Genomic DNA, 24,916 nt, shown 5'->3' on the forward strand with positions numbered 1-24,916 from the left:
GATGCCGTCGCGCCGTCTTCTTCTCGTGGGGCTCATTGCTTTCGCCGCGGCGATTGCCGGCGTGTTCGTCGGCCGTCTGGTGGCTGATGCGCCCAGAGCCAGCGAAACCGAACTTCATGCGCTTCTTCACGGTCAACTTGACCTGACCCCGGAGCAGGAAACGAAACTCGAGCGGATCGAAGCCGACTTCGCCGGTCGCCGCCAGGCGCTTGAACTCGAGATGCGCGCCGCCAACGTTCGGCTCGCGCAGGCGATCGAAGCCGAGCATGGCTATGGACCGCGCGTCACCGAGGCGATCGACGAGACGCATGAGGTGATGGGGACATTGCAGAAGGAAACGCTCCAGCATCTCTTCGCGATGCGCGGGGTTCTCAACCCCGATCAAGCGGAGATGTTCGACAAGAGCGTGGTCAAGGCGCTGACCGCCGATGCGCGGTGAGCGCCGACCTATCGCAATGTAGCGACCAGGATCTGGCGGGGTTTGCGCGCGCGCACCGCGAGGACGCCTATCGCGAGTTGCTGCGCCGTTATAAAACGGGTGTCTACCGGCTCATCGTAAAGCAGATCGGCGATGCCGACGAGGCGATGGATTTGACGCAGGAGACGTTCGTCTCCGGTTTTTCGGCGCTCGATCGCTATGATGGCGATCGTCCCTTCCGCACATGGATCGCCCGTATCGCGCTCAACAAATGTCGCGACTGGGCACGACGGCGAAAGGTGCGGGCCTTTTTCTCCCGCGCGCTCCCGCTCGAAAATGCGCATCACGTAGCAAGCGATGGTCCTGCGCCCGATTCCGCGGCGACCGACAGGCGAGAGCTCGCCAAGGTTCGCGGGGCGATCGATCAACTGCCGCAGAATTTGCGCGAAGTCTTGCTCCTGCGCGGTGTCGACGAGGTCAGTCAGGCCGAAACCGCGGTCATTTTGCGCGTCAGCGAGAAGACGGTCGAAACTCGCCTCTACCGAGCGCGGACCAGGCTCCGGGAATTACTCGCGGGAACATCCGCGAGTACGGAGGGTTGACGGTTCGACCGCTCGTTCAGGCGGCATCTCCTCATCGTCCGGCATTTTTGTTGAGGGGCAGCCGTGCCGCCTGCGTATAGCTTTAGGAACAGTCAGTAACGGTCGGAAAGAATATGCAGATGGAAAGGCGTCGGTTCGTCAGTGGAGCTTTGGGCGGAGGGGCGGCTGCGGCGATGGCCGCATGGTTCCCGGCCTGGGCCCAGCCGGTGTCGTCCGGCATTACCGCGCCCCTCCCGACTGTATCCGGTAACGACATCACGCTGCGCATCGCGCGCCAGACGATGCGCATTGATGGCAAGGTCAGCCGCGCAATCGGGATCAACGGCACCGTGCCCGCGCCGCTCGTCCGGCTGAAGGAAGGCCAGACAGCGCGCCTGACCGTCGTCAACGATCTCGACGAGGAAAGCTCGATCCACTGGCACGGCCTGATCCTGCCGTTCCAGATGGACGGCGTGCCCGGCGTCAGCTTCCCGGGCATCAAGCCGCGCTCGACCTTTGTCTATGAATTCCCGGTCGTTCAGTCGGGGACCTATTGGTATCACAGCCATTCGGGATTGCAGGAGCAACTCGGCCACTATGGCCCGATCGTCATCGATCCCGCGGGCGCCGACCCGATCGGCTATGATCGCGAGCATGTCGTTGTACTCTCCGACCACAGCCAGATTTCGCCCGAGGCGATCTTCCGCAAGCTCAAAGTCAATCCCGGCCATTTCAACATGCAGCGCCAGACGCTGAGCGGTCTCCTTGCTGGCAAGGACCAGTCGCTGAAGGAACGGATCGAGTGGGGTGCCATGCGGATGGACCCGACCGACGTCGCTGACGTCAATGGTTCGACCTACACTTTCCTCGTCAACGGCCACGGCCCGCGCGACAACTGGACCGCGCTCTTCAGCCCGGGCGAGCGGGTGCGCCTGCGTATCGTCAATGCGTCGGCGATGACGATCTTCAACGTCCGCATCCCGGGCCTCAGGATGACCGTCGTCCAGGCTGACGGGCTCAATGTCGTGCCGACCGAGATCGACGAGTTCCAGATCGCGGTTGCCGAGACCTACGACGTCATCGTGACCCCGGTCGAGGACCGTGCTTATACGCTCGTTGCCGAGGCCAATGACCGCTCGGGCATGGGACGCGCGACGCTCGCGCCGCGCGCCGGCATGGTCGCCGAGGTGCCGCCGCTCCGCGAGCGGCCACTCGCGACGATGAAGGACATGGGCATGGGCGACATGTCGGGCGGCTCGATGGCGGGTATGGACCATTCGGGTGGCGATATGGGCGCCATGCCCATGCCGGCGAGCGATCCTTCCTGTCCCCCTGAACATGCCAAGATGGGCCATTGCACGCCAGCGGGAGAAAGCGGCGCGATGGCGGGCATGGATCATGGATCGGGCGGAGGCATGCAGCACAGCATGCGCGACTTCAGTGTCGCGCCGCAGGTCAAGCGCGACCCGAGCGTCCAGACGATCTCGCCGATGCCGATGGATCGCATGGGCGAGCCAGGGCAGGGACTTGAAGACGTCGGGCACAAGGTGCTGACGTACCACGATCTGGTGGCGCTCGAGCGCAACCCTGACGTGCGCGCTGCCTCGCGCTCTCTCGACATCCATCTGACAGGCAACATGGAACGCTTCATGTGGTCGTTCGACGGCGTGAAGATGTCCGACCATCACGAACCCATCCCCTTCATCGAGGGCGAGCGGGTGCGTGTGAACCTCATCAACGATTCGATGATGAGCCACCCGATCCACCTCCACGGCCATTTTTTCGAGCTGGTTACGGGCAAGGGCGATCGCTCGCCGCGCAAGCATACGGTGCTCGTCCAGCCGGGCGGGGTCGCGAGCTTCGATTTCACCGCCGACGCGCTCGGCGACTGGGCGTTCCATTGCCACCTTCTCTATCACATGCACGCGGGGATGATGCGCGTCGTCAGCGTCCGTCCGAAGGGAGACGGCGAATGAGCCGGATCGCGCTTCTCCTCGCGGGTATCGCCCCGCTGACCTTTGCTGTGCCCGCCGCGGCGCAGTCGATGGATCATTCGATGCATGGTGCGGTGCCCGCGCCGACACCCGCTCCCTCGCCAACGCCAACGCCAACGCCAGCGCCCGCGCCGGTAGCGCAGCCCGCGCCCGAAGCGCCGGCCGAAGGGTCGATGGAGCAGATGAACCATGGAAGCATGCAGGGCATGGACATGGAGCCCGAAGCTTCAAGCTGCCTACCCGAACATGCCGCGATGGGTCATTGTACGCCGGAGGCGAAGGCTTCTGACAAGAGCGCTTCTGACATGGGTGCGATGGATCATGGCGCACCGCCGCCGTCCGATCCCGATTGTCCGCCGGAACATGCCAAAATGGGCCATTGCGCCCCGAAGGGCGGGTCTCCGGATCCCATGGCCGGAATGGAAGCTATGGCGACGACGAGCGGCGCCAGCGGCACCGACTTGCCGCCAGGCGATGCCGCCGCACCCGCGCCTCCTGGCGACTGGTATGCCGATCGCATCTACCCCAAAGCCGAAATGGAGCATTCGCGCCACGATATGATGAAAGAGAATGGCGCGCAGACCATCGCTTTCATCAGCTTCAATCTTGCCGAATATCAGGCGCGCAAGGGCCGCGACGGGTTCCGCTGGGACGGTGAGGCTTGGTACGGCGGCGACATCAACCGGCTGACGATCAAGAGCGAAGGCGAGGGCGTGTTCGGTGAAGGCATCGAAGGCGCGGAGGTACAGGCGCTCTACAGCCGGGCGATCGGACCCTATTTCAACGCGCAGGCGGGTATCAGGCAGGACCTCGGACCCGGTCCCGATCGCACTTATGCGACGATCGGTTTCGAGGGGCTCGCGCCCTATTGGTTCGAAGTCGAAGGCGCGCTGTTTCTTTCGAACAAGGGTGACTTGCTCGCCCGGCTCGAAGGTTATTACGACCAGCGCATCACGCAGAAGCTGATCCTCCAGCCGATGGCGGAGGTCAATTTCGCGCTGCAGGACGTGCCCGAGACCGGCGTCGGTTCGGGGCTTTCGGATCTCGAGCTCGGGCTTCGCCTGCGTTACGAGGTCGTGAAGGAATTCGCGCCTTATGTGGGCGTCGAATGGGCACGCAAGGTCGGCGATACCGCGCGTTTCGCCCGCGCGGCGGGCGAGGATGCGAGCGGAGTTAATTTCGTGATGGGGGTGCGGGCCTGGTTCTAGAAGTTTCGCGGGGTGGCGACACGTCGAGGAGAAATGCCGTGAAACCAGCCTATCGCAGCCTCGGGCTGCAGACAATCGTCAGCGGCGTCATCATGTATCTGGTGATGTTCGTCATGATCGACCGCCTCTCGAGCTTCTACAATAATCTCAACATGCTCTACATGACGCTGATGATGGTTTCGCCGATGGTCGTGCTGATGATCGTCGCGATGCCGGGCATGTTCCCGTCGAAACGCCTTAACACGCTCCTGCTGCTGGGATCGGTAGTCGCCTTCTTCGGGAGCTTCGCGCTCATCCGGACGCAGACGACGATCGGCGACACGGCCTTCTTGCGTTCGATGATCCCGCATCATTCGGGCGCGATCCTCATGTGCGAACAGGCGTCCCTCAAGGATGCCGAAATACGCCAGCTTTGCCGTGGCATCATCGCGGGACAGGCGGCCGAAATCGAACAGATGAAAACCATTCTTGCCAGGAAATGACATGAAAAGTCCGATGACGCGCCGTCACCTTCTCGGTCTGATTGCCGTCGGCTCGGGGATGGGGCTTGCGGCATGCAATTCTTCCTCGGGACCGGCGGCAACCAGCGACAAAGACGGCGGGGCTCGCGAGCCCCGCGCCGATGCCGCGAACATCCGGCAGATGCTCGTCTATCGCGATCCCGAATGCGGATGCTGTGAAGCCTGGGCGGATATTGCGCGCGCGGCGGGCTATACGGTGACCGTTGAGAACCGTTCCGACATGCCTGCCGTAAAGGCGCAATATGGTGTGCCCGACGAGCTTGCTTCGTGTCACACCGCGATCGTCGGTGGCTATGCCATCGAAGGTCATGTGCCGATGCCACATGTCGCGAAGCTGCTTCGCGACAAGCCGCGCGACATTCGCGGGATCGCCGTCCCTGGCATGCCGCGCGGATCTCCGGGCATGGAAATGCCGGATGGAAGCACCGACGCCTTCGAAGTGATGGCGTTCGCCGGCGACGGCAAGGTTGCGCAATTTCGCGCATGAGCTGTCGGAACGACAAGTGGAGATTGATATGACGAGATATATTCCCCTCGCGAGCGCCGCAGCGCTGATGGTCGCACTGGCGGGATGCGGCGCCGAGCCTACGCAGAAGAGCGACACGGCGCCGGAACAAAGCGAAGTCCCTGCCGGTGAGGCCCCGGCAATGGTCGAGACCACGCCGGCTGCCGACAAGACGCCAACAGCCCCTGAAGCGGCACCGACAGAAGCAGCAAGGCCGGCGGAGAATTCCAAACCTGCCGCAAAACCTGCTGTTCCGCCGCGAGCGAAGGCCGCGCAGGAAGCGCCGAAGCCCGTAGAACCCGAACCCGATCCGCACGCCGGGCACGATATGGATAAAAAGTAAGAGATCATTTGCCGATGAGGCTTGTCGGCCGGCCGCCCAAGGACAGCCGGCATGAAGCGCCCGCCGGGACTGGAAATCACCGGCGGGACCGGTCGCCTGTTCGTCGCCATGGCGGGCGGCACCCGAAGATCATGCTGTTTGCGCCGGAACCCGTCCGGAAGAATGGAACGGCGAGGCCGCGGATTGGGCGCGGCGCGACGCCGTCCGGCACGGAGCGAGGGATATAACCATACGGAATAACCATCTCGTTTGTAGCGATGAGTCGTGATTATTTCTGGTCATGCCACGGTCGCAAAGATAGCTCGGTGGCGAAGCCGAGAGCTTTCGTAAATGGGAGGGGACCATGAGAAAATTGCTTCGCACCAGTGGCTCGATTATTGCCGTTCTGGTCGCCACGTCGGCCGTCGCCGCTTTCGCACAAGATACCGCCGAAGAGGCGCCGAAGCCGGGAATGACGCAGAGCGAAATCATCGTGACGGGCACGCGGCGAAACGATCTCAAGGCGGCCGATTCCGCTCAGCCGATCGACATCATCACCGGCGCCGAGCTGCTCGAAAAGGGCACGGCCGACATGAACGACCTCCTCCGCACCGAGGTCCCGTCGCTCAACGTCCAGCGCCTCGTCAGCAACGACGGCGCCGTCTTCACCCGACCTTTCTCGCTGCGCGGCCTGCCGCCGGACCAGACGCTGGTGCTCGTGAACGGCAAGCGGCGCCATCGCGGCGCGACGGTCCAGTTCACCAATGTTCCCTATATCCGGGGATCGCAGGGACCCGATCTTTCGGCGATCCCGTCGATCGCGATCGGCCAGCTAGAGGTTCTGCGCGACGGCGCGTCGGCGCTCTATGGATCGGATGCGATCGCCGGCGTCCTTAATTTCGGTCTGCGCCGCGACCGCGAGGGCGGGTTGCTGATCGCTCGCTACGGCCAATTCTACAAGGGCGATGGTGAGGATTTTCTCGTCCAGGGCAATGTCGGGCTTCCCTTCACCGACGCCGGTTTCGTCAACATCAGCGGCGAATATGTGAACGCCAGCACGACGTCGCGCGGCATCCAGCGTCCCGACGCACAGGCGCTCATCGATGCCGGCGTTCAGGATGTTCCGGTCCCGGCGCAGCGCTGGGGAAATCCCGAATCCGAGGCGGCGCGCATTTTCGTCAATGCGGGCATCGATCTGTCGGAGGAGATGGAATTCTACACCTTCGGCAACTACAGCTGGAGCCGCGGCACGACGGCCTTCTTCTACCGCAATCCCAATGCCAGCTTCATTTCCACCTCGATTCCGCTCACCAATACGCCCGGAGGACAGCGGTTCAGCTTCCGCCAGCTCTTTCCCGGCGGCTTTACCCCGGATTTCGGCGCGACGGTGACCGACGCCGCGCTTGCGGCCGGCCTCAAGGGCGAATTCTCCTCGGGCCTGACCTATGACGTCAGCGCTTCCTATGGTCAGAACCATGCTTCCTACCGGATCGACAATACGGTCAATCCGTCGCTTGGCCTCGCGTCGCCAACGTCCTTCAAGCCGGGACAGCTCGAGCAGCGCGAACTCGCTTTCAATCTCGATCTCACTTACCCCATTGCGATCGGCACCTCCGATCCGCTGACGCTTGCCGGCGGTCTCGAGTATCGGCGCGAGACATATGAGATCACAGCCGGCGACATCGCGTCATGGCAGGTTGGGCCTTTCGCGTCGGTTATCGATCCCGATACCGGGAACCGCGTCGGACTGCCGGTCGGCTCGAACGGCTTCCCGGGCTTCAGTCCCATCCAGGCGGGTGAGTTCGCGCGCAGCAACTGGGCCGCCTATACGTCGCTTGAAGGCAATCTCACCGACTCGCTCCAGTTCGGCCTTGCCGGCCGCTACGAGAATTATTCGGACTTCGGCTCGAAATTCACCTGGAAGGTCAATGGGCGATATGATTTCTCGGACGTCTTCGCGGTGCGCGCATCGGTCAACACCGGCTTTCGTGCGCCGACGCCTGGCCAGTCGAACGCCTCGCAGGTCCAGACCAACATCGACTCGATAACCGGGGCGCCGCTGACCGCGGGCATTATTGCGCCCAACAATCCGGTGGCGCAATTCTTTGGCGCGACGCCGCTTCGGCCCGAGAATTCGTTCAACTTCGCGGGCGGCCTCGTCGTGAAGCCCTCCAATCGCATCACCTTCACGCTCGACTATTTCAACATCAAGGTCGAAGACCGGATCGCCGTATCGGGCAATTTCAATCTCACCCCGGCGCAGCGCGCGCAGCTCGCGGCGCTCGGTATTCCCGGCGGGGACTCCTTCCAGCAGGTGAGCTTCTTCACCAACTCCTTCGACAGCCGTACCCAGGGCGTCGATGCGGTGCTCACCGTGGGCTTCGACCTCGGCGGCGGCAAGGCCACGCTCGGTCTCAACGGCAATTATACCAAAACCGATGTCATCAAGGCCTCGCCGGTGATCACTGCGGACCGCGAGCGTCTGCTCGAGCTTGAGGGCTTCGTTCCGAAGTGGAAGGGCAATGCGTCCTTCACCTACGCGGGTGAGCGCTTCGGCTTCGTCGCACGTGCAAATTATTACGACAAATGGACCGACTATGGCGCGGCGCCGGCTGCCGACCAGACGGGCGGTGCCGAACTATTAGTCGATCTCGAGCTGTCCTACAAGGTCAGCGACATGCTCAAGCTTGCGGTCGGCGGCGAGAATATCTTCGACAATTATCCTGACGTCGAGGCGCGGCAATCCCAGATCAACAACGGGATTCGATATCTCCGCTTCGCGCCGACCGGGTTCAACGGGGGCTTCTGGTACGTCCGCGCGACCGCCTCCTTCTGATCGGTGGCCGTGAGGCCCGTGCGGCGACCTGTGTCTTCAGCTGGCGTCGGAGCCGAACATCGCGTCGCGGTGGGATTCGAGCACCGCGATAAAGGCCGCAGCGACTTGGGACATCGGCCTCAACTTCGGCGTGAAGAGCATATATTCGAAATAGACCTCCGGCGCGAAATCACGGACCGTAAGGCCCCGCTCGGCATAATCCGCTGCGGTCACGGGGTTGAGAATCGAACATCCGACCCCCTGCATGACAAGCGCGCAGATGGTCATCGCATATTGGGTTTCGATGACCATCTCGCGGTGGACGCCCGCGTCTTCGAAAATGCGGTCGATGCGGTGACGCACGCCGTCCTCGAGCGCGAGCGAAATGAAGGGCTCACCTTCGAGATCGGCCGGCCTGATGACGTCCTTGGCCGCGAGTCGGTGACCGGCAGGGAGAACGCAGGCGCCAGGGCAGCGCAGGAAGCGCTCCATCCTTATGCCGGGCAGTTCGCGCGCCGGCGTTGCGAGCCCGATGTCGAACTGCTGGTTCGCCATCCATTGCCGCACCGTCGAGGAGCTGCGGGTCTGGAGCTGAACGGTGACGCCGGGATGTGTCTCGCGAAAGTCCGCGATCACGCGCGGCAGGAAACTGACCGCGAGCGCCGGGAGGGCGGCGATCCGGAGCGTACCGGTCGCCATGTTGCGAATGTCTTCCGCTACCCGCTTCAGGGCCGCAATACCCGAGAAACTTCGCTCGACTTCGTAGAAAAAGGCGTCGGCTTCGGGCGTCACGGTGAGCGCGCTGCCGCGCGAGCGCAGGAAGAGCTGAAAGCCCAGCTGATGCTCGAGCTCGGCAAGCATCTTGCTCACCGCGGGTTGCGACAGGTTGAGCGACTGCGCGGCCTGGGTGACCGATCCGGAGAGCATTACGGCTCTGAAGGCTTCGAGGTGACGCAGGTTCATTGGACATCGCTCCCTATAGCTATTTCTTATGGCGCTAGCATCGAAAGTCTCGATTATGAATAGGTCGCACGCACCGCGCCGCTGGCTTCCGGCGCTGCTCGCCGCCGGCGCCCTGCTTCTTGGCGGCTGCGACCGCGAGCCGGCCGGCACTGGCGGATATGAGATTGCCGCGGCGAAGGGATCTACGCTCGCGCGGATTCGCGCGCGCGGAACGCTCAATTGCGCCATTCATACGGGGCAGCTCGGTATGTCCTATCTCGACAAGCGCGGGCGCTGGCAGGGGTTCTTCGTCGATTATTGCCGGGCGCTCGCCGCCGCGGTCCTCGGCGATGCCCGCAAGGTCCGGTTCATGCCGGTCGCCTCGAACAAGCGCTTCACGATCGTGCAGACGGGCGAGGCCGACGTCCTGTCGCGGACGACGACATGGACGCTGACGCGCGATACCGACCTCGGGGTGAATTTCGTCGGCACCATGTATTACGACGGGCAGAGTTTTCTGGTGCCGCGTCGGTCGGGCGTGCGGCTGCCCGCAGATCTTGACGGCGCGTCGATCTGCATCACCAAGGGAACGACCTCTGAACTCAACACCGCCGAATATTTCGAGCGCAAGGGGCTGCGCTTCCAGTCGGTCGTGTTCGAGAATCCCGAGGAAGCCAAGCTCGCCTTCTTTGCCGGGCGGTGCGACGCGATGACCACAGATGCCTTCACGCTGACGGTGATCCGTCTCGCCGATACCACGCATCCGGACGATTATGTTGTGCTGCCCGAACGACTCACCAAGGAGCCGGTAGGCCCCGTCGTGCGCAGCGACGACGAGCAATGGTATGAGATCAACAAATGGGTGCTGAACGCGCTCTTTGCTGCCGAGGAAATGGGGGTCACCCGCGCGAATGCAGCGCGCATGCGCGTGACCTCGCGTGACCCCGAAGTGCGCAAGATGCTCGGCGGCCTGCCCGGATTCGGCAAGTCGCTCGGACTCGACGATGACTGGGCGTATCGGGCGATCGAAGCGACGGGCAATTATGGCGAAATCTTCGACCGGCACATTACGCCGCTCGGCGTCGAGCGCGGGCAAAATAAGCTCTATCGGGACGGCGGGCTGATCTACCCGTTGCCGATGCGATGACCCATACGCAGAGGCGCCTTGTAATCGCTGCGTTGCCCTGGCTGCTTTTGGCGGGCGGAGTTGTGGCCGCCTACGGCCTGTTTGCGACATTGGCTGACAATCTTGCGGACCGAAACATCCGGACGGGGTTCGGTTTCCTGTTCGACCGGGCGGGCTTCGCGATCGGTGAAACGCTGATCGCCTACGCGCCGGGCGATTCCTATGCCGCGGCGCTGGCGGTGGGTCTTCTCAACACGCTTCTGATATCGGCGCTCGGTATTATCTTCTCGACCTTGCTCGGCCTTGCAGTTTGTATGGCGCGCCTGTCGACGAACTGGCTGCTTGCTCGGCTCTCCGGCCTCTATATCGAGCTGGTTCGCAACATCCCGCTGCTGCTCCAGATGTTTGTCTGGTACGCCGCATTGTTGTTCGGTCTCCCTGCTCCCGGCCAGGGTGATGTCGGTGCGGTCGATCTCGACAACCGCGGACTGCACCTCCCGGCGCTCACGCTCGCCGATCCAGTAACGCCGCTATTGCTGATCGCGCTTGCGGCTTGCGCTTTTCTGTTTGTTGCCTATCGGCGCAAATATGTTGGAGCCGGGACCGCGCTAGCCCTGACCGGCATTGTCATCCTTCCGTTTTTGCTGTGGGGCGCGATCGATCTGCCGCGGGCGGGGCGTTTCGGAACCATAGGCGGCCTCTCGCTCTCCACCGAATTTCTGACGCTGGTCGCCGGCCTTTCCGTCTATGCCTCGGCCTATCTGGCCGAGATATTCCGCGGCGCGATCCTCGCGGTTCCCGCGGGGCAGCGCGAAGCCGCGAAGGCGCTCGGGCTGTCGCCGGCTCAGGCGATGGGACGGATCGTGGTTCCGCAAGCGCTGCGCATCGCGATACCGCCGATGACGAGCTGGCATCTCAACACGATCAAGAACAGCTCATTGGGCGTGGCGATCGGATATCCCGAGTTTGTTTCGGTCGTCGACACCGTCATCAGCCAGACGGGCCAGGCGATCGAGGGCGTCGGCCTGATCGTTCTGACCTTCCTCCTGCTTTCGCTGTCCTTGTCACTCGTCACCGGCCTCTACGCGCGCCGGATGGGGTGGAGCGTTACCGGACAGCCCGGCCGGAGCATCCAGACGGCGACCCTCGAACCGTTTCCGCTGCGCTCGATCGCCGCCTGGCCGTCGTGGATCCGGCGCAACCTGTTTAGGGGAGGGCGCCAATCGATCCTGACGGTCTTAATCCTCGCCCTCGCCGCGCTGGCTGCCGGCAAGGGCCTGTCCTGGCTGTTGATCGACGCGACCTATTCCGGGGGCGCGGCCGAGTGCCGCTTGGCCAGCGGCGCTTGCTGGCCTTTCCTCCGCGAAAATGCGCGGCTCATATTGTTCGGAACCTATCCCGAAGCCGAGCAGTGGCGCTCTGCGGCGGCGGCGGCCATACTGCTTTCCTGCCTCGCGCTCTCCTTCGTCCCGCGATTCTGGAGCAGCCGCCTCGGTCTTGCCTGGCTCGGCGCGATCGCGATCGCCATGCTCCTGCTGCGCGGTGGGGTCGCGGGCCTCGCTTATGTGCCGATGGAGAAGTGGAGCGGCCTGCCGGTCACATTGCTGCTCGCGAGCATCGCAGTGGTCGGCGCTTTCCCTCTCGCCATCCTTCTCGCATTCGGCCGCAGGTCGGCGCGGCGCGGCATTCGCTGGCCGAGCGTCGCGTTCATCGAGCTGGTTCGTGGAACGCCCCTCATCGGCGTGCTCTTTCTCGCTGCGGTCCTGTTCCCGCTGTTCGTGCCCTCCTACCTCTCGATCGATAGCCTGCCGCGCGTCCAGCTCGCGCTCATCCTCTTCACCGCTGCCTATATGGCGGAGGTCATCCGGGGCGGCTTGCTGGCGGTTCCCGGCGGGCAGGCCGAGGCCGCGCAGGCCCTGGGTCTCGCCAAGTGGCAGGCGCGGCGCCACATTCAGTTGCCGCAGGCGCTGAAAGTGAGCGTGCCGGGTCTGGTCAACACCTCGATCAGCGAAGTGAAGAACACGACGCTTGTCCTCATCGTCGGCGTCTTCGACTTGTTGCAGACGACGCGCCTTTCCTACGTCGAGGCGCAATGGCGGCCCTATTTCGCCGAAGCCTATCTTTTCACCGGGGCAATCTTCTTCCTCCTCTGTTTCTCGCTGTCCCGGCTCAGCATGAAGATCGAACGGAAATTATACCATGCAGGATAATCACGACCGAGAATGGCCCGCCGGGCCGACGAACCCGAACGGGCGCGCCTGGCAGGATCCGACCCGTGCCGTTCATGCCGGTCCCCGACCGCGCGATCAGCGTGGCCTCATCAATCCGCCCGTCGATCGGGCGTCGACCATCATCTACGATAGCGTCGAAGCCTATATGGACCGGCACCAAGGTCTCTATGACGAGGTCATCTACGGCCTTTACGGAACGCGCACGACTTTCGCGCTCGCCGAGGCCGTGAGCGAACTCGAGGCCGGCTACGCGACGGTCATCACCTCGTCGGGAACGAGCGCGATCGCGCTTGCCCTCACGGCATTCGTCGGCGGGGATGACCATCTGCTCGTCGCGGACTGCGTCTATGGGCCGACCCGCAAATTCCTGACCGATGTGCTCGCGCGCTTCGGAGTCGAGGTGGAATATTTCCGGCCCGATATCGGCTCGGACATCGCCGCGCTGTGCCGTAGCAATACCCGGCTCATCTATATGGAGACCCCGGGCTCGCAGACGTTCGATATGATCGACGTGCCCGCGATAACGGCGGTTGCGCGCAGCCGGGGAATTGTGACCGCCATCGACAACACCTGGGCGACGCCGCTTTTCTTCAAGCCCCTCGCTCATGGCGTCGATGTCTCGGTCGCGTCGGCGACCAAATATCTCTCGGGACACTCCGATTGCCTGCTCGGAACGATGACGGCCGCAAGCGAGACCATCTACCGCCAGCTCAAGGACGCTGCGGCGCGTTGGGGGAATTGCGCGAGCCCCGACAATTGCTATCTGGTCCACCGGGGAATTCGAACTCTCGACACGCGCCTTGAGCGTCATCAGCGCACCGCGATGACGCTGATCGACTGGTTTCTCGAGCAGCCCGAGGTGGTCGCAGTCCGCTATCCGGCCCACCCCGCCGATCCGGGTCATGCGATCTGGAAGAGAGATTTCACCGGTGCGTCCGGATTGTTCGGCGTCCAGCTCGATCGCCTGACTCCAGCTGAAACAAGCAGCTTTTTCGACAATTTCTCGCTTTTCCAGCTCGGCTCCAGCTGGGGCGGCTTCGAAAGCCTCGCGGTCCCGGCATGGCCCGCGCCGATACGCGATTTTCCCAACGGCGAGGCCGACGGCGCGCTGATCCGCATTCACGCGGGGCTCGAGGCGCCGCAGGATTTGATCGTCGACCTCGATGCGGCCTTCGGGCGGGTGCGGGCCATGCGCGGCGGACGGAAGACATCATGACGGATGCTTCGTCTCCAGCGGCTGTCAGCCTTCGGCAAGTCGAGAAATATTACGGCCCCTATCACGCGCTCCGCACAATCGACCTCGAAGTTGCGCCGCGCGAGCGGGTTGTCGTTTGCGGACCTTCAGGCTCGGGCAAGTCGACGCTCATCCGCTGCATGAACATGCTCGAAGTGCCCGATTCCGGCGCGGTCCTGATCGAGGGCACCAAGGTGACGGACGCCTCGCGCGACGCCGCCGCGGCGCTTCGCTCGGTCGGCATGGTCTTTCAGCAGTTCAATCTGTTTCCGCACAAGACGGTGCTCGAAAATTGTACCCTCGCGCCCGTCCTTGTCGGCGGCGTCGCCCTTCCGGAGGCCGAGGCGCGGGCTATGTCCTATCTCGAAAAAGTGAGGATTGCGGATCAGGCGAACAAATATCCGGGGCAGCTTTCGGGCGGGCAGCAGCAGCGGGCAGCCATCGCGCGCGCGCTGGCGATGGAACCCCGGATTCTTCTCTTCGACGAGCCGACATCGGCGCTCGATCCCGAGATGATCAAGGAAGTGCTCGACGTCATGACCGCCCTTGCTGGCGAGGGGCGGACGATGGTGTGCGTGACGCACGAGATGGGATTCGCGCGCGAGGCGGCCGACCGAATATTGTTCATGGACCAGGGGCAGATCATCGAGGATGCAAAGCCTGTCGATTTTTTTGCCGCTCCGAAAAGTGAACGTGCGCGGACGTTCCTGGAACAGATACTGTCGCATTAGGCGGCCCCGTGCCAGCCGCACCGCGTTGCGCCGGCCTACTTATCCTGTCATTTCATAAGTAAGGTGAAGGAAGGGGCAGGTGGCTCCTTGCGCGAAAAGGCTCAGGCCTGGAAAAAAATTTCAAAATCGATGAGGGGTAACGCTTTGGCATGCGTATTTAATGCGTGTCTTGCGCCCCCATTTTCTTGTATAACTAATTGAGATAATTCAAGAAATTCCTATTGACCTGTATATACATTTGATGCTCTCTGAGGGGAATCAGCCAACCATCAGGGGGTTTCGCTATGACCAAGACATTTTTGCTCGCCAGCGCCGCAGTGGTCGCTACCTTTGCGACGCCGGCTTTTGCGCAGAGCGACGCTCCGGCGCAGCCGCCCGCCGCCGAGGATGCCCCGAACGGCTCGGACATCGTCGTAACCGGCTCGCGCATCCGCCGGCAGGATCTGGCGGGGGTTGGTCCGGCAACGGTCGTGTCGGCCGAGCAGATCGAAAATACCGGTGTCGTCAATATCGAGACGGTGCTGCAGCGCTTGCCCGCCAACGCCGGCTTCGCGGGCAACCAGACTTCGGCCTATTGGGCGAACAATGGATATGGCACGGCGCAGGTGAACCTGCGCGGTCTCGGCATCAAGCGCACCCTCGTCCTGCTCAACGGCCGCCGCCTCGTCGCGGGCGGCACCGGGGCGAACTCCTCGCCCGACCTCAACATGATTCCCGTCGCGGCGCTCGCACGCACCGATGTGCTCAAGGACGGCGCCTCGGCAATCTACGGTGCCGACGCGATGGCGGGCGTCGTCAACCTCGTGACCCGCACCGACTATGAAGGTCTTGGCCTCAGCGTGCGTCAGGGCATCACCGAAAAGGGCGACGGGTCGGACTTTACCGCCGACCTCCTCTGGGGCGTCCGCAATGATCGCGGCGGCTTCATGGCGGCCGTCACCTATCAGAAGACCAAGGCGGTCAACATGGCGAGCCGCGCGCCCTGCTCGCTGGCGGAAACCACGCCCGGCATGCTGAGCTGCGTCAACAGCGCCTCGACGATCGGCGGCCGCGCGGTGCTGCCGAACGGCCAGCAGATCAACTTCAATCAGGTGCTGGGCGGCAACGGCAATTTCTTCGAGCCGTACAGCGCGGCGAAGCACAATTTCAACTCGAACCCGTTCCTCAACGCGGTTAGTCCCGTCGAGCGCGTCAGCACGGCCTTCTTCGCCGACTATGATTTGACCGACAATATCGAGGCGTTCGGCGAATTCCTTTACACCTTCCGCAAGTCGAACCAGATCGCGACGCCCGGAACGCTTCGTAACCTCTCGATCGCGGCGAGCAATCCCACCAATCCGACGGGGCAGAATATCGTCCTCGTCCAGCGCCGCCTCGCCGAGCCCGGCCCGCGCCAATTCTTCCAGGAAACCGACACCTGGCAGGGCACTTTCGGCCTCCGCGGCAAGCTCTCGAACAATTGGGGATGGGAAATCGCCGGCGCGTTCGGCCGCAACACCGCGGTCGACGGCTCCACCAACATCGCCAATCTTGAGCGAGTGGCGAATTCCCTCGATACGACCAAGTGCAGCCTCGCGGCGGGGGCTTCGATCCCCTGCGCCGACTATCTGGGTTTCGGCGACCTGACCCCCGAAGTGCTCGACTATATCCTGTTCACGTCGCGCGACCGCGGTGGCAATGAGCTCGCGACGGTGACGGCCGATATCAACGGCGATCTCTTCAAGCTGCCCGCGGGACCCGTCTCCTTCGCGGCCGGTGTCGTCTATCGTAAGGAAAAGGGTTGGCGCGATCCGGACCCGCTGACGGTGCTTGGTATCGCGAACACGAACCAGCAGGATCCGATCTCCGGAACGAGCACGGCGAAGGAAGCCTATCTCGAACTGTCGGTGCCCGTTCTGGCCGACACACCCTTCTTCCAGTCGCTTACTCTCGATGGCGCGGTTCGCTACTCGAACTACGACCTGTTCGGCAGCGACTGGAACTACAAGGGGAGCGTCGACTGGGTCATCAACGACAGCTTCCGTCTGCGCGGCACCTACGGCACCGGCTTTCGCATTCCGAACGTCCCCGAATTGTTCGGCGGCGTCTCCGAGGGCAATCTGACGACCACCGACCCCTGCTCGCGCTATGCGACAAGCGGAAACGCGACGCTGATCGCCAATTGTCAGGCGTCGGGCGTGCCGGCCAATTATGTTCAGCTTGGTACAACGATCCTGACGACGGTCGGCGGCAACGAGAATCTGAAACCCGAAAGCTCGACGACTTGGACGGTCGGGACGGTGATTTCACCGAAGGGACTGGTTCCGGGACTCTCGCTCACTGCCGACTGGTTCGACATCAAGATCAAGGATGCGATCCGTGCTATTCCCGGGTCGACCAAGCTCGGCATCTGTTATGCGAGCCAGAATCTGTCGCATCCCTTCTGCGAAGATTTTACGCGCAGCCCGCTGACCGGCGAAGTCACCTTCCTCTCCGCGCAACCGATCAATACGGGCCGCGAGGAAATGAACGGCCTCGATCTGGGTCTCGTTTACAACAATGACATCGGCAGCATGAACGTCTCGCTTGACGTCAACGTGACCTATCTCAACAAATATGTCGTCCTGCCCTTCCCGGGCGGCGCGCCGATCGACTTCGACGGCTTTATCGGCGGCGGCAATGGCGGTTATCCGAAGTGGCGCGGCTATGGCGTGCTGACCGCCGAAAAGGATGGTGTCAGCGCGACCTGGTCGACCCAGTGGATCGGCAAGGCGACCGACTTCAATGCGGCGCCCGGCGAAATCGGCTACAGCACGCCCAATGTCTTCTACCACAATCTTCAGGTCGCTTTCGAAATCGACGAGAAGACCCGCTTCCAGGTCGGCGTCGACAATCTTTTCGATCGCAAGGCGCCCTATATCCAGAGCTTCACCGATGCGAACACCGACACGATGACCTATGACCTGCTCGGACGGCGTTTCTACGTCGGCTTCCGCACCGCGTTCTGAGGGTAATCGATATGGCGATCCGTTGGCCGCTGCTCGTCCGGCGAACGCATAAATGGCTGGCCCTGGTGGTCGGCGTCCAGGCGCTGCTCTGGACGCTGACGGGCTTCTACATGGTGGTCGTGCACATCGACACCATCCATGGCGACCATCTCGTGCGCGCGCCGATGGTTCAGCCCTTCGACCTCGCGGGCCTCGCGCCGCCGTCGCGGATCGTTGCGGCCGCACCGGGTGCGTCCGAGGTTCGCTTGCAGCGTTTCTTCGATCGCCCCGTCTGGCGCGCTGAAACTCCCGAAGGGGCGCGGCTGTTCGATGCCCGCTCGGGTGCGCCGCTGCCTGCGCTTACCGAGTCCCAGGTCCGCGAGCAGGCGCGGCGCATCTACACCGGCGACGGCAAGATCGTGTCGGTGCGGCTGTTGACCGAAGCGCCACAGGAAATGCAGTCGCGCAAGCCGCCCTATTGGCAGGTCGAGTTCGAGGGCTGGAACCGCCCGATGCTCTATCTGTCGCCGCAGACGGGCGAGTTGATCTCGCGGCGCCACGCACTCTGGCGCGTCTTCGACTTCGCCTGGATGCTCCACATCATGGACTATGACGAGCGCACCGACGTCAACAATCCGCTGCTTCGCGTCGCGACCTGGAGCGCCTTCGCCATGGCGCTCACCGGAGCTTGGTTGCTGATCTGGTCGTTCCAGCGCCGCAAAAGGAAGAAGGCATGAAGAAAATCCGTTTCACGCCGCTCTTCTTTCGGCGCATCCACAAATGGGTCGGTCTGATCCTCGGGCTCCAGTTCCTGCTCTGGGCTTTGAGCGGCTCGGTGATGGCGCTGCTCGACAAAGACAAGGTCGGCGGCCACGGCGGCGGAATGAGCCACGCGCATCCCTTGCCGGCCGGCGAGTATTTTGACGTCGCCGCCTTGCCGCGCGGTGAGCCCGTCACCGGGCTGGTTTTGCGCGATCTTGGCGTCCGACCGATCTACGAGCTCCGCACCACCAAGGGCGTGCGGCTGGTCGACGCTACGAGCGGCGAGAATATTCGTGTCGATGAGGGGATGGCCCGCGAAGTCGCATCGATGATGAACGAGGCACCAATCCGAAAGGTGAGCGTGATTGCGAAGCCGAATCTCGAATCACGCGACCATGAAGGTGCGATGTGGCGCGTCGACTTTGCCGACGCCGATAATAGCAGCGCCTATGTCGCGCTCGACAACGCGCGCTTTCTCGTCATGCGCGGCGACACGTGGCGGACGTGGGATTTCTTCTGGATGCTCCACAATATGGATTATGTGAACCGGAAGAGCTTTAACCACCCGCTGATCATCTTCGTCGCTTTCGGCGCGCTGTGGCTTTCGGGGACTGGTTTCTATCTACTCTTTAAAAGCTTCAGCCGCGCCGATTTTCGCTGGCTGCGCCGTCGGCGCAAGCCCATCGTTACCCGCAGCACGGTCTGACCCGTCAGTCGTCGACCGAAAAAGCTGCGGAAAGCTCGAAGCGCGTGCCGGGATGGGAGAGCCAGGCGTGCGATACCAGCCGACCGTTACTCCAGGTCCGCCGCGTCATGCGCAGAACAGGTTCCCCCTCGTTGAGACCAAGCATGCCGCGCGTGCGCGCGTCGGGCATTTCCGCGCGGACGCGGTGCTCGACCCGCTCGAGCGGCGCAGTGCGCGTCAAATATTCGTTGGGCGTCAGCTGCGTGAAATCGAGCGTGCCGTAATCGGGCGCGGCGGACGCAAGCACGAACCGCTCCTCGAGCTGGATCGGAAACTCGGCCTCGTGATGGACGATGACCGAGTGGAAGATTTTCGTGCCTACCGGAACCTCTAGCAGTGCGGCAGTCTCGGCGCCGGCCTTTTCCTCGAGATTCTGGATGACCCGGGCCCGGTAGTCATGACCGCGTCCGCGAATTTCCTCGGCGATGTTCCGGATCTCGATCATGTGCCCGATTGGTTTGGGTTCGGCGATGAACGAGCCGCTGCCGGCGCGGCGCACAATGATACCGGCGGATTGCAGTTCGCGAAGGGCCCGGTTCGCCGTCATGCGTGAAACATCGAATTGCCCGACCAGTTCCGCTTCCGACGGCACCCGGTCACCTGGCTTGAGGCGGCCATCGCGAATCGCATCATAGATGCTCTGCTTGATCGCGGCATAGCGCGGAGGCGTATCCGGGGAAGCGCCATGGGTGGACCGTTTGGCGTTGTTCGAGGTCATTCCGGGGATGAGATCCATCACCCGTCTATACAGGTGAAACTGCTTAAATTCCAAGCGCTCCGACATATTTCGTTGAAAACGTCGAACCGCATTGCCGAGCGATTCTCCTCACGAAGCTTCGGTTTTCGAGACCTTAGGTATCCACCGTGCATGCCGGGAGAAAAATTTGGTGCTTGGCACGACGTCGGTTGGGGGCAGCGACGGTTTCGACCGATGCGGAACAGCCGGGCACTGATGAAGCCCGGTAGTATAGGCAGACGGGGCATCATCCACTAGTCTGAGTGGTCATTCAGCGTCAGTCCGACCTGCTTAATCGCTTTGTGGTGAGAAATGTTGCGCGCTCCCAGAAGCGGCTGGGCAAGCCCAGCCGAGAGGGAGAGGAGCCGGGTGCCGGGTGGCGAGTCAAGGGCCGAGAGAGTGTCTCGCGGCGCTCGCCACGGAGATGGCAAATGGCCAGAGCACAACCGAAAATCACCCTCAGCCCTTCAAGGGACCTTCCCTTCGACAAGCTGAGGCTTTCCCAATCCAACGTCCGCCGGACGAAGTCCGGCGAAACGATCCCCGAGCTTGCGGAAGACATCGCTCGCTTGGGGCTTCTCCAGAGCCTCAACGTGCGGCCGATGCTTGATGCGGACGGCAAGGAAACGGGCCTGTTCGAAGTTCCGGCCGGGGGCCGGCGCTTTCGCGCGCTCGAATTGCTCGTGACGCAGAAGCGGCTCGCGAAAGACGCGCTGATTCCCTGCATCGTCCAACCGGTCGGTCGCACCATTCTGGCAGAAGACGACAGCTACGCCGAAAACGCGCGGCGCGAAGCACTCCATCCGCTCGATCAGTTTCGCGCGATGCAGGCGATGGCCGACAAGGGTGAGGATATCGAGACGATCGCGGCGAACAGCTTCGTGACGCCGGCCGTTGTCCGGCAGCGGCTGAAACTCGCCTCGGTCTCGCCCACGTTGCACGAAGTCTACGCCGAGGACGGCGTGAGCCTCGATCAGCTCATGGCCTTCACGGTGTCGAACGATCATGGCCGCCAGGAGCAGGTGTTCGAGATGCTGCGGTCGAGCTACAACACCTCGCCCGCCTTCATCCGCCAGAAGCTGACCGAGAACAGCGTCCGCGCGGTCGACAAGCGGGTCCGCTTCGTGACCGTCGATGCCTATGTCGCGGCGGGCGGGAGCGTGATCCGCGACCTGTTCGAGCGCGACGACGGCGGCTGGCTCACCGATCCGGCGCTGCTCGACCGCCTCGTCGACGAAAAGCTCGCGGCTGAGGCCGAACGCATCGGCGGCGAGGGCTGGAAATGGGTCGAAGCCGCGATTGAGATCCCGTGGCACGCAGGCCGCGACATGCGCCGGATCGTCGGCGAGGAAGTGCCGATCAGCGACGCCGAGCAGGAACGCCTGACAATGCTCGAGGCCGATGCGGAAGATCTCAGCGACGAATGGAGCGACGCCGACGAGGTCCCCGACGAGATCCACGCCAAGCTCGAGGCGATCGATGCCGAGATCGGCGCGATCAGCGAGCGGCCGCAGATCTTCGATCCCGCGGAACTGCCAATCGCCGGCGTTTTCGTCTCGATCGAGCATGACGGCTCGCTGCGTGTCGAGCGCGGCTTCGTGCGTCCCGAAGACGAACCCGAGGCGGAGGGCGAGGACGGTCCCGGCGCGGACGCCGACGCCGCCGCTAACGGCGCGGAACACACGGCGCCAGGGGTCGATGGCGCTGCCGGACAGGACGGCGATGCTGCAAGCGGCGACGAGGAAGAGGACGCCGGGCTCAAGCCGATGTCCGATCGGCTCGTCTCGGATCTGACGGCGTGGCGCACGCTTGCGCTCCAAGACGCCGTCGCGCGCTGTCCCTCGACCGCCTTCGCCGCGGTGCTTCACGCTTTCGTCGTTTCCTGCTTCTTCGGATACAGCCGCGAGGGCTGCGTGCAGGTTCATGTGAACGGCGTTGCCTTCTCGAACGCGCCAGCGGGCCTTCGCGACTGTCCGCCCGGACGGGCGATCGCCGAACGCCATGAGGCGTGGCGCGCGCGGATGCCGAAGACCGATCGCGATGCCTGGGACTGGCTCCTGACACTGGACGACGATGAGCAGGCGAGCCTCTTCGCGCATTGCGCGTCGCTCGGTGTCAACGCGCAGGCTGAGATCGTGCCCAAGTACGACAATGGGCGCATCTCGTCGCATACCGTCGCGCGGCGCATCGTGCACAGCCACGTACTCGCGCGCGCGGTGGGTCTCGATCTCATCGCGGCTGGCTGGCGGCCGACTGCCGACGGCTACTTCAAAAGCGTGCCCAAGCCGCGGCTGCTCGCCGATGTTACCGAAGCGCGCGGCGAGCAGTTTGCCGGGATGATCGACCATCTGAAAAAGGCGGACATGGCCCGCGAAGCCGAACGGCTGCTCGAAGAGACGAACTGGCTGCCCGAGCCGCTGCGCACGCCGGACGAGGAAGGGGCCACGCCGTCGCCGGCCGCGAATGACGATGGGGCAGACGCGCTGCCGCCCGGTCTCGCCGACGATGTCAGCGACGCCGCCGACTACGATGGAAGTGCCGACGAGATCGCCGCCGAATGACGCGGGCCGCGCTGTGCGGCTCACCCTTGAAATGAAACTCCCGAAAGCCCGGCCGTCGCGCCGGGCTTTCGGCTTTTCGGAGACTGAAAATGGACAAGCTGAACAATGCAATCGGATCGGCACTCCCAGCCCCTGTCGATGGAGGGCATCATGGCTGATCGCGTTTCCATCTCGATCACGATCGGCGGGCGCGTGAGCGCGGACACCTACGCGGTGCTCGCCGAGATCGTCGCCGCCGAAGATCTCTCCACCGAGTGGGACGGGCCCGCTTTCGAGCCGGGTCATCGCGAGATCGGCGAAGCCCTGTCGCTCTTCGCGCACGAGGTCGCGTGGGGCCGCGTCGAGCCGCTCGAAACCTTCTGTGCCGAGCATGGGCTGCCGTACGCCCGCTGGTCGGGCGGCTATCCCGGGGAATGGAGCGCCGAGCGTATCGTCTTCCGGGCCGAAGGCGAACCCCACTCTTACATGGTCGATGAGAATGACCGTGTGATGATCGACCGGCATCTCGTCGCTGACCGCGACAGCATCGAGGCGATCCTCGCCTATTTCGACGAGGCGGAGTTCGAAGTGCCGCCGCTGATTGTCGAGGGCGATCCCGAGCCAGCAGCGGCTGCGGACGAGGGGAGCGACCGTCATGGCTGACTATTTCTCTCAAATCGTCGTTCGCCCCGACATCCCGAAGATGGCGATGACCGAGCTTGAATATGTCATTCTCGCGAGGATGTTCGACGCGGAGCCCGTCGGCGAGGACGTCTATTTCTCGGCCTCTGACGGTGTGAGCGACTTCGTCTTGCTGGACGTCGCCGAAGTGAAGCGGATGATCGCAGCCGAGGAAAGCATCGCGAGCAGCGTCACCGATGTCGTCCGCGAGGCGCTGGAAAAGCTCGATCCGGAAGCGGCGGAGTTCGAGGTGGACATGTCCATGCTCAGCTTCGAGGGCATCTTTGAGGATGTCGTGAAGCGCTCGGCGCTCGACTACATCGAAATCGAGACAGCGTGGAGCTGTTCGACGATGCGTCCTGACGGCTTTGGCGGCGCCGCCACTCTGATCAGCAAGTCCGGGATGGTCAGCATGTCGACCGCCAGCTTCCTCGAAGAGGCGATCGCCGCGCTGTCGCTCGGCCCACCGCCTGGCTGACAGAACCTTTCCCACCCCCAACTTAGAGCCCGGCCGCAGCGCCGGGCTTTCCTTTATCAGGAAACCCGAAATGTCACCGATGGATATCTATTGCCATGCGCCGCTCGGCGCCAAGATCCGCTTCTCCAACGGCGAGCCGCGTCCGCCCGATCGTTGCACCCGCAAGGTCAAGGCGTGGGAGAATGACAACGGCACCGGGACGCTCATCGAATATCGTCCCGGATGCGAGAGCACGACCTACTCGTCGCCGCCGACCTTCGCGCTGCATCTGGCGACATACAGCAGCGGCGGCGTCCAGATCCTCGTCGTGCGCCGCATTTATTCGGTCGTGAGCCGGCTCGATTTCGAGATCGTCGAGCGCCCGCGACCCGGCATGGCCCGGGTGCTCACGGTCATCGGCGAGGGCGACGAACTGCGTCACCTCGCTGCCGACGAGGCGGCGGCGCAGGCGTGGCTCGGCGAGCATCGCTATCATAACGCGCGCATCGAGCTGGTCGATGATCCCGACGCCCCCAACCGTCCGCTGTTTCGCGGGAGGGCGGCGGCATGAGCGATATGGTCGCCGAATATGGCACCACCGCCGACGGCCATTGGGCGGCGCGGGTCGACTATCTCGCGCTGATCGCGATCCCGATCCGTGACGGCTACCGCCTCGCGACCGCCTCGACGCGATCGAAACCGATCTCGCAATGGTCGGCCGCCGATGGCTTCGGCTTCGACGGACAGGTCGCCGACGAAGCCAGCTTCCGCGCACATGTCGAAGATTGCATGTTGCACTTCCGTCAACGCGCTGCGCTGAGCCGAACGCGCATCGACCTCCTGATGTCGACGCCATGGGGCCCCTCGCAGCTCGCGACGCGCTACGGCGAAGGCATCATCTGTTTCGACACGGCGAGCCACGGCGGCTTCTTCCTCGAACAGTTGCGCAATGCCGCGATGCCTCCCGCCCTTCGGCTGCAGGACGGCTGGTACGAAGAGGATTGCGACTGGGCGCTGGTCGCCACCGGCTATCCCGACCTCTTCACCGACAAGGAAAGGGCGTCGGCGGACAAGACGCTGCGCGACTGGCTCCCCGATGCCTGGGAGGGCTTTCACGGCCCGCAGCTCGAGCGCGCCGAATCCTTCGCGCGCGATCGCGAAGGATTCGAGCGCGATCACGCAGAAGACTGGATCGTGATTGCAGCGACCCAGTCGAAGGCGCATCCGGGCGACGTCATCGGCATCGCGTCGCGCGGCGGCAAGCGCGGCGCTGCCCCCACGCGCAACTTTCTGATCCCGGGCGGCGAGTATGAGCGAGGCAGGCACGGCTTTGTGATAGATCTTTCGAGGCATTTTCGCGCGGATTGAGAGGGAGAGGCGGGGCCGGGACGGGGGAACCGC

Annotated in this window: 22 protein-coding genes; 20 read left to right on the forward strand and 2 right to left on the reverse strand. The window is 63.5% G+C overall.

Annotated features, from left to right (window positions below; genetic code table 11):
* The first annotated feature begins 1 nt into the window (after nucleotide 1).
* From GGR90_RS14710 to GGR90_RS14745, 8 genes are all read left to right on the forward strand, one after another.
* Entirely contained in the window at nucleotides 2-439 is a 438-nt protein-coding gene (locus GGR90_RS14710; protein WP_054731762.1) for a periplasmic heavy metal sensor, read from the forward strand.
* Complete coding sequence (locus GGR90_RS14715; RefSeq protein ID WP_054731761.1) at nucleotides 436-1,020, forward strand: RNA polymerase sigma factor; 585 nt, start codon at nucleotides 436-438, stop codon at nucleotides 1,018-1,020. Before GGR90_RS14710 ends, GGR90_RS14715 begins: the two co-directional genes overlap by 4 nt.
* 119 nt (nucleotides 1,021-1,139) lie before the next feature.
* The gene (locus GGR90_RS14720; protein ID WP_381448614.1) at nucleotides 1,140-2,975 is read left to right on the forward strand and encodes a copper resistance system multicopper oxidase; all 1,836 of its coding nucleotides are present in this window, start codon (nucleotides 1,140-1,142) and stop codon (nucleotides 2,973-2,975) included.
* Nucleotides 2,972-4,201, forward strand: a complete 1,230-nt coding sequence (locus GGR90_RS14725) for a copper resistance protein B (RefSeq protein ID WP_167922186.1) — start codon at nucleotides 2,972-2,974, stop codon at nucleotides 4,199-4,201. Before GGR90_RS14720 ends, GGR90_RS14725 begins: the two co-directional genes overlap by 4 nt.
* Before the next feature lie 92 nt (nucleotides 4,202-4,293).
* Nucleotides 4,294-4,683, forward strand: coding sequence for a DUF305 domain-containing protein (locus tag GGR90_RS14730; RefSeq protein WP_234716201.1), 390 nt, complete (start codon nucleotides 4,294-4,296; stop codon nucleotides 4,681-4,683).
* A 13-nt stretch (nucleotides 4,684-4,696) separates the two neighbouring features.
* Nucleotides 4,697-5,209: a DUF411 domain-containing protein gene (locus GGR90_RS14735; RefSeq protein WP_245198716.1), complete on the forward strand. Its 513-nt coding sequence runs from the start codon at nucleotides 4,697-4,699 to the stop codon at nucleotides 5,207-5,209.
* A gap of 28 nt (nucleotides 5,210-5,237) precedes the next feature.
* On the forward strand, nucleotides 5,238-5,570 hold the full coding sequence (locus tag GGR90_RS14740; protein WP_209023786.1) for a hypothetical protein: 333 nt from the start codon (nucleotides 5,238-5,240) through the stop codon (nucleotides 5,568-5,570).
* Between the two features lie 343 nt (nucleotides 5,571-5,913).
* Nucleotides 5,914-8,385 carry a TonB-dependent receptor plug domain-containing protein gene (locus GGR90_RS14745; RefSeq protein WP_054731756.1) on the forward strand — a complete coding sequence of 824 codons (2,472 nt, stop codon included), beginning with the start codon at nucleotides 5,914-5,916 and terminating at the stop codon, nucleotides 8,383-8,385.
* 36 nt (nucleotides 8,386-8,421) lie between these two features.
* On the opposite strand, the gene GGR90_RS14750 is transcribed toward GGR90_RS14745, so the two are convergent.
* The gene (locus tag GGR90_RS14750; protein WP_054731755.1) at nucleotides 8,422-9,327 is read right to left on the reverse strand and encodes a LysR substrate-binding domain-containing protein; all 906 of its coding nucleotides are present in this window, start codon (nucleotides 9,325-9,327) and stop codon (nucleotides 8,422-8,424) included.
* A 55-nt stretch (nucleotides 9,328-9,382) separates the two neighbouring features.
* Between GGR90_RS14750 and GGR90_RS14755 the strand changes: the two genes are divergently transcribed.
* The 7 genes from GGR90_RS14755 (at nucleotide 9,383) to GGR90_RS14785 (ending at nucleotide 19,062) form a co-directional block, all read left to right on the forward strand.
* Nucleotides 9,383-10,453: an amino acid ABC transporter substrate-binding protein gene (locus GGR90_RS14755; RefSeq protein ID WP_234715992.1), complete on the forward strand. Its 1,071-nt coding sequence runs from the start codon at nucleotides 9,383-9,385 to the stop codon at nucleotides 10,451-10,453.
* A 62-nt stretch (nucleotides 10,454-10,515) separates the two neighbouring features.
* Nucleotides 10,516-12,642, forward strand: coding sequence for an ABC transporter permease subunit (locus GGR90_RS14760; RefSeq protein ID WP_342449948.1), 2,127 nt, complete (start codon nucleotides 10,516-10,518; stop codon nucleotides 12,640-12,642).
* A complete protein-coding gene (gene metC, locus GGR90_RS14765; RefSeq protein WP_054731752.1) occupies nucleotides 12,632-13,879 on the forward strand; it encodes a cystathionine beta-lyase in 1,248 nt (415 codons plus the stop codon). The genes GGR90_RS14760 and metC overlap by 11 nt, the downstream gene beginning before the upstream one ends.
* Nucleotides 13,876-14,628 (forward strand): amino acid ABC transporter ATP-binding protein, encoded by a 753-nt coding sequence (locus tag GGR90_RS14770; RefSeq protein ID WP_054731751.1) that lies wholly within the window; start codon nucleotides 13,876-13,878, stop codon nucleotides 14,626-14,628. The genes metC and GGR90_RS14770 overlap by 4 nt, the downstream gene beginning before the upstream one ends.
* Nucleotides 14,629-14,912: 284 nt before the next feature.
* The gene (locus GGR90_RS14775) at nucleotides 14,913-17,615 is read left to right on the forward strand and encodes a TonB-dependent receptor domain-containing protein (protein ID WP_054731750.1); all 2,703 of its coding nucleotides are present in this window, start codon (nucleotides 14,913-14,915) and stop codon (nucleotides 17,613-17,615) included.
* 11 nt (nucleotides 17,616-17,626) lie between these two features.
* A complete protein-coding gene (locus GGR90_RS14780; protein ID WP_054731749.1) occupies nucleotides 17,627-18,331 on the forward strand; it encodes a PepSY domain-containing protein in 705 nt (234 codons plus the stop codon).
* A complete protein-coding gene (locus tag GGR90_RS14785; protein ID WP_054731748.1) occupies nucleotides 18,328-19,062 on the forward strand; it encodes a PepSY domain-containing protein in 735 nt (244 codons plus the stop codon). The genes GGR90_RS14780 and GGR90_RS14785 overlap by 4 nt, the downstream gene beginning before the upstream one ends.
* 4 nt (nucleotides 19,063-19,066) lie before the next feature.
* On the opposite strand, the gene hutC is transcribed toward GGR90_RS14785, so the two are convergent.
* Nucleotides 19,067-19,837, reverse strand: a complete 771-nt coding sequence (gene hutC / locus GGR90_RS14790) for a histidine utilization transcriptional repressor HutC (RefSeq protein WP_082395996.1) — start codon at nucleotides 19,835-19,837, stop codon at nucleotides 19,067-19,069.
* Nucleotides 19,838-20,268: 431 nt separating this feature from the next.
* Between hutC and GGR90_RS14795 the strand changes: the two genes are divergently transcribed.
* From GGR90_RS14795 to GGR90_RS14815, 5 genes are all read left to right on the forward strand, one after another.
* The gene (locus GGR90_RS14795; protein ID WP_167922188.1) at nucleotides 20,269-22,398 is read left to right on the forward strand and encodes a ParB/RepB/Spo0J family partition protein; all 2,130 of its coding nucleotides are present in this window, start codon (nucleotides 20,269-20,271) and stop codon (nucleotides 22,396-22,398) included.
* Nucleotides 22,399-22,548: 150 nt separating this feature from the next.
* The gene (locus tag GGR90_RS14800; RefSeq protein WP_054734083.1) at nucleotides 22,549-23,040 is read left to right on the forward strand and encodes a hypothetical protein; all 492 of its coding nucleotides are present in this window, start codon (nucleotides 22,549-22,551) and stop codon (nucleotides 23,038-23,040) included.
* A gap of 40 nt (nucleotides 23,041-23,080) precedes the next feature.
* Nucleotides 23,081-23,536, forward strand: coding sequence for an NUDIX hydrolase (locus tag GGR90_RS14805; RefSeq protein WP_054731746.1), 456 nt, complete (start codon nucleotides 23,081-23,083; stop codon nucleotides 23,534-23,536).
* A 70-nt stretch (nucleotides 23,537-23,606) separates the two neighbouring features.
* Nucleotides 23,607-24,086, forward strand: a complete 480-nt coding sequence (locus GGR90_RS14810) for a hypothetical protein (RefSeq protein ID WP_054731745.1) — start codon at nucleotides 23,607-23,609, stop codon at nucleotides 24,084-24,086.
* The gene (locus GGR90_RS14815; RefSeq protein WP_054731744.1) at nucleotides 24,083-24,883 is read left to right on the forward strand and encodes a DUF7007 domain-containing protein; all 801 of its coding nucleotides are present in this window, start codon (nucleotides 24,083-24,085) and stop codon (nucleotides 24,881-24,883) included. Before GGR90_RS14810 ends, GGR90_RS14815 begins: the two co-directional genes overlap by 4 nt.
* The last annotated feature ends 33 nt before the right edge of the window (nucleotides 24,884-24,916 follow it).

The sequence above is a fragment of the Sphingopyxis italica genome (genome assembly GCF_011926545.1).
Lineage (GTDB): Bacteria > Pseudomonadota > Alphaproteobacteria > Sphingomonadales > Sphingomonadaceae > Sphingopyxis > Sphingopyxis italica.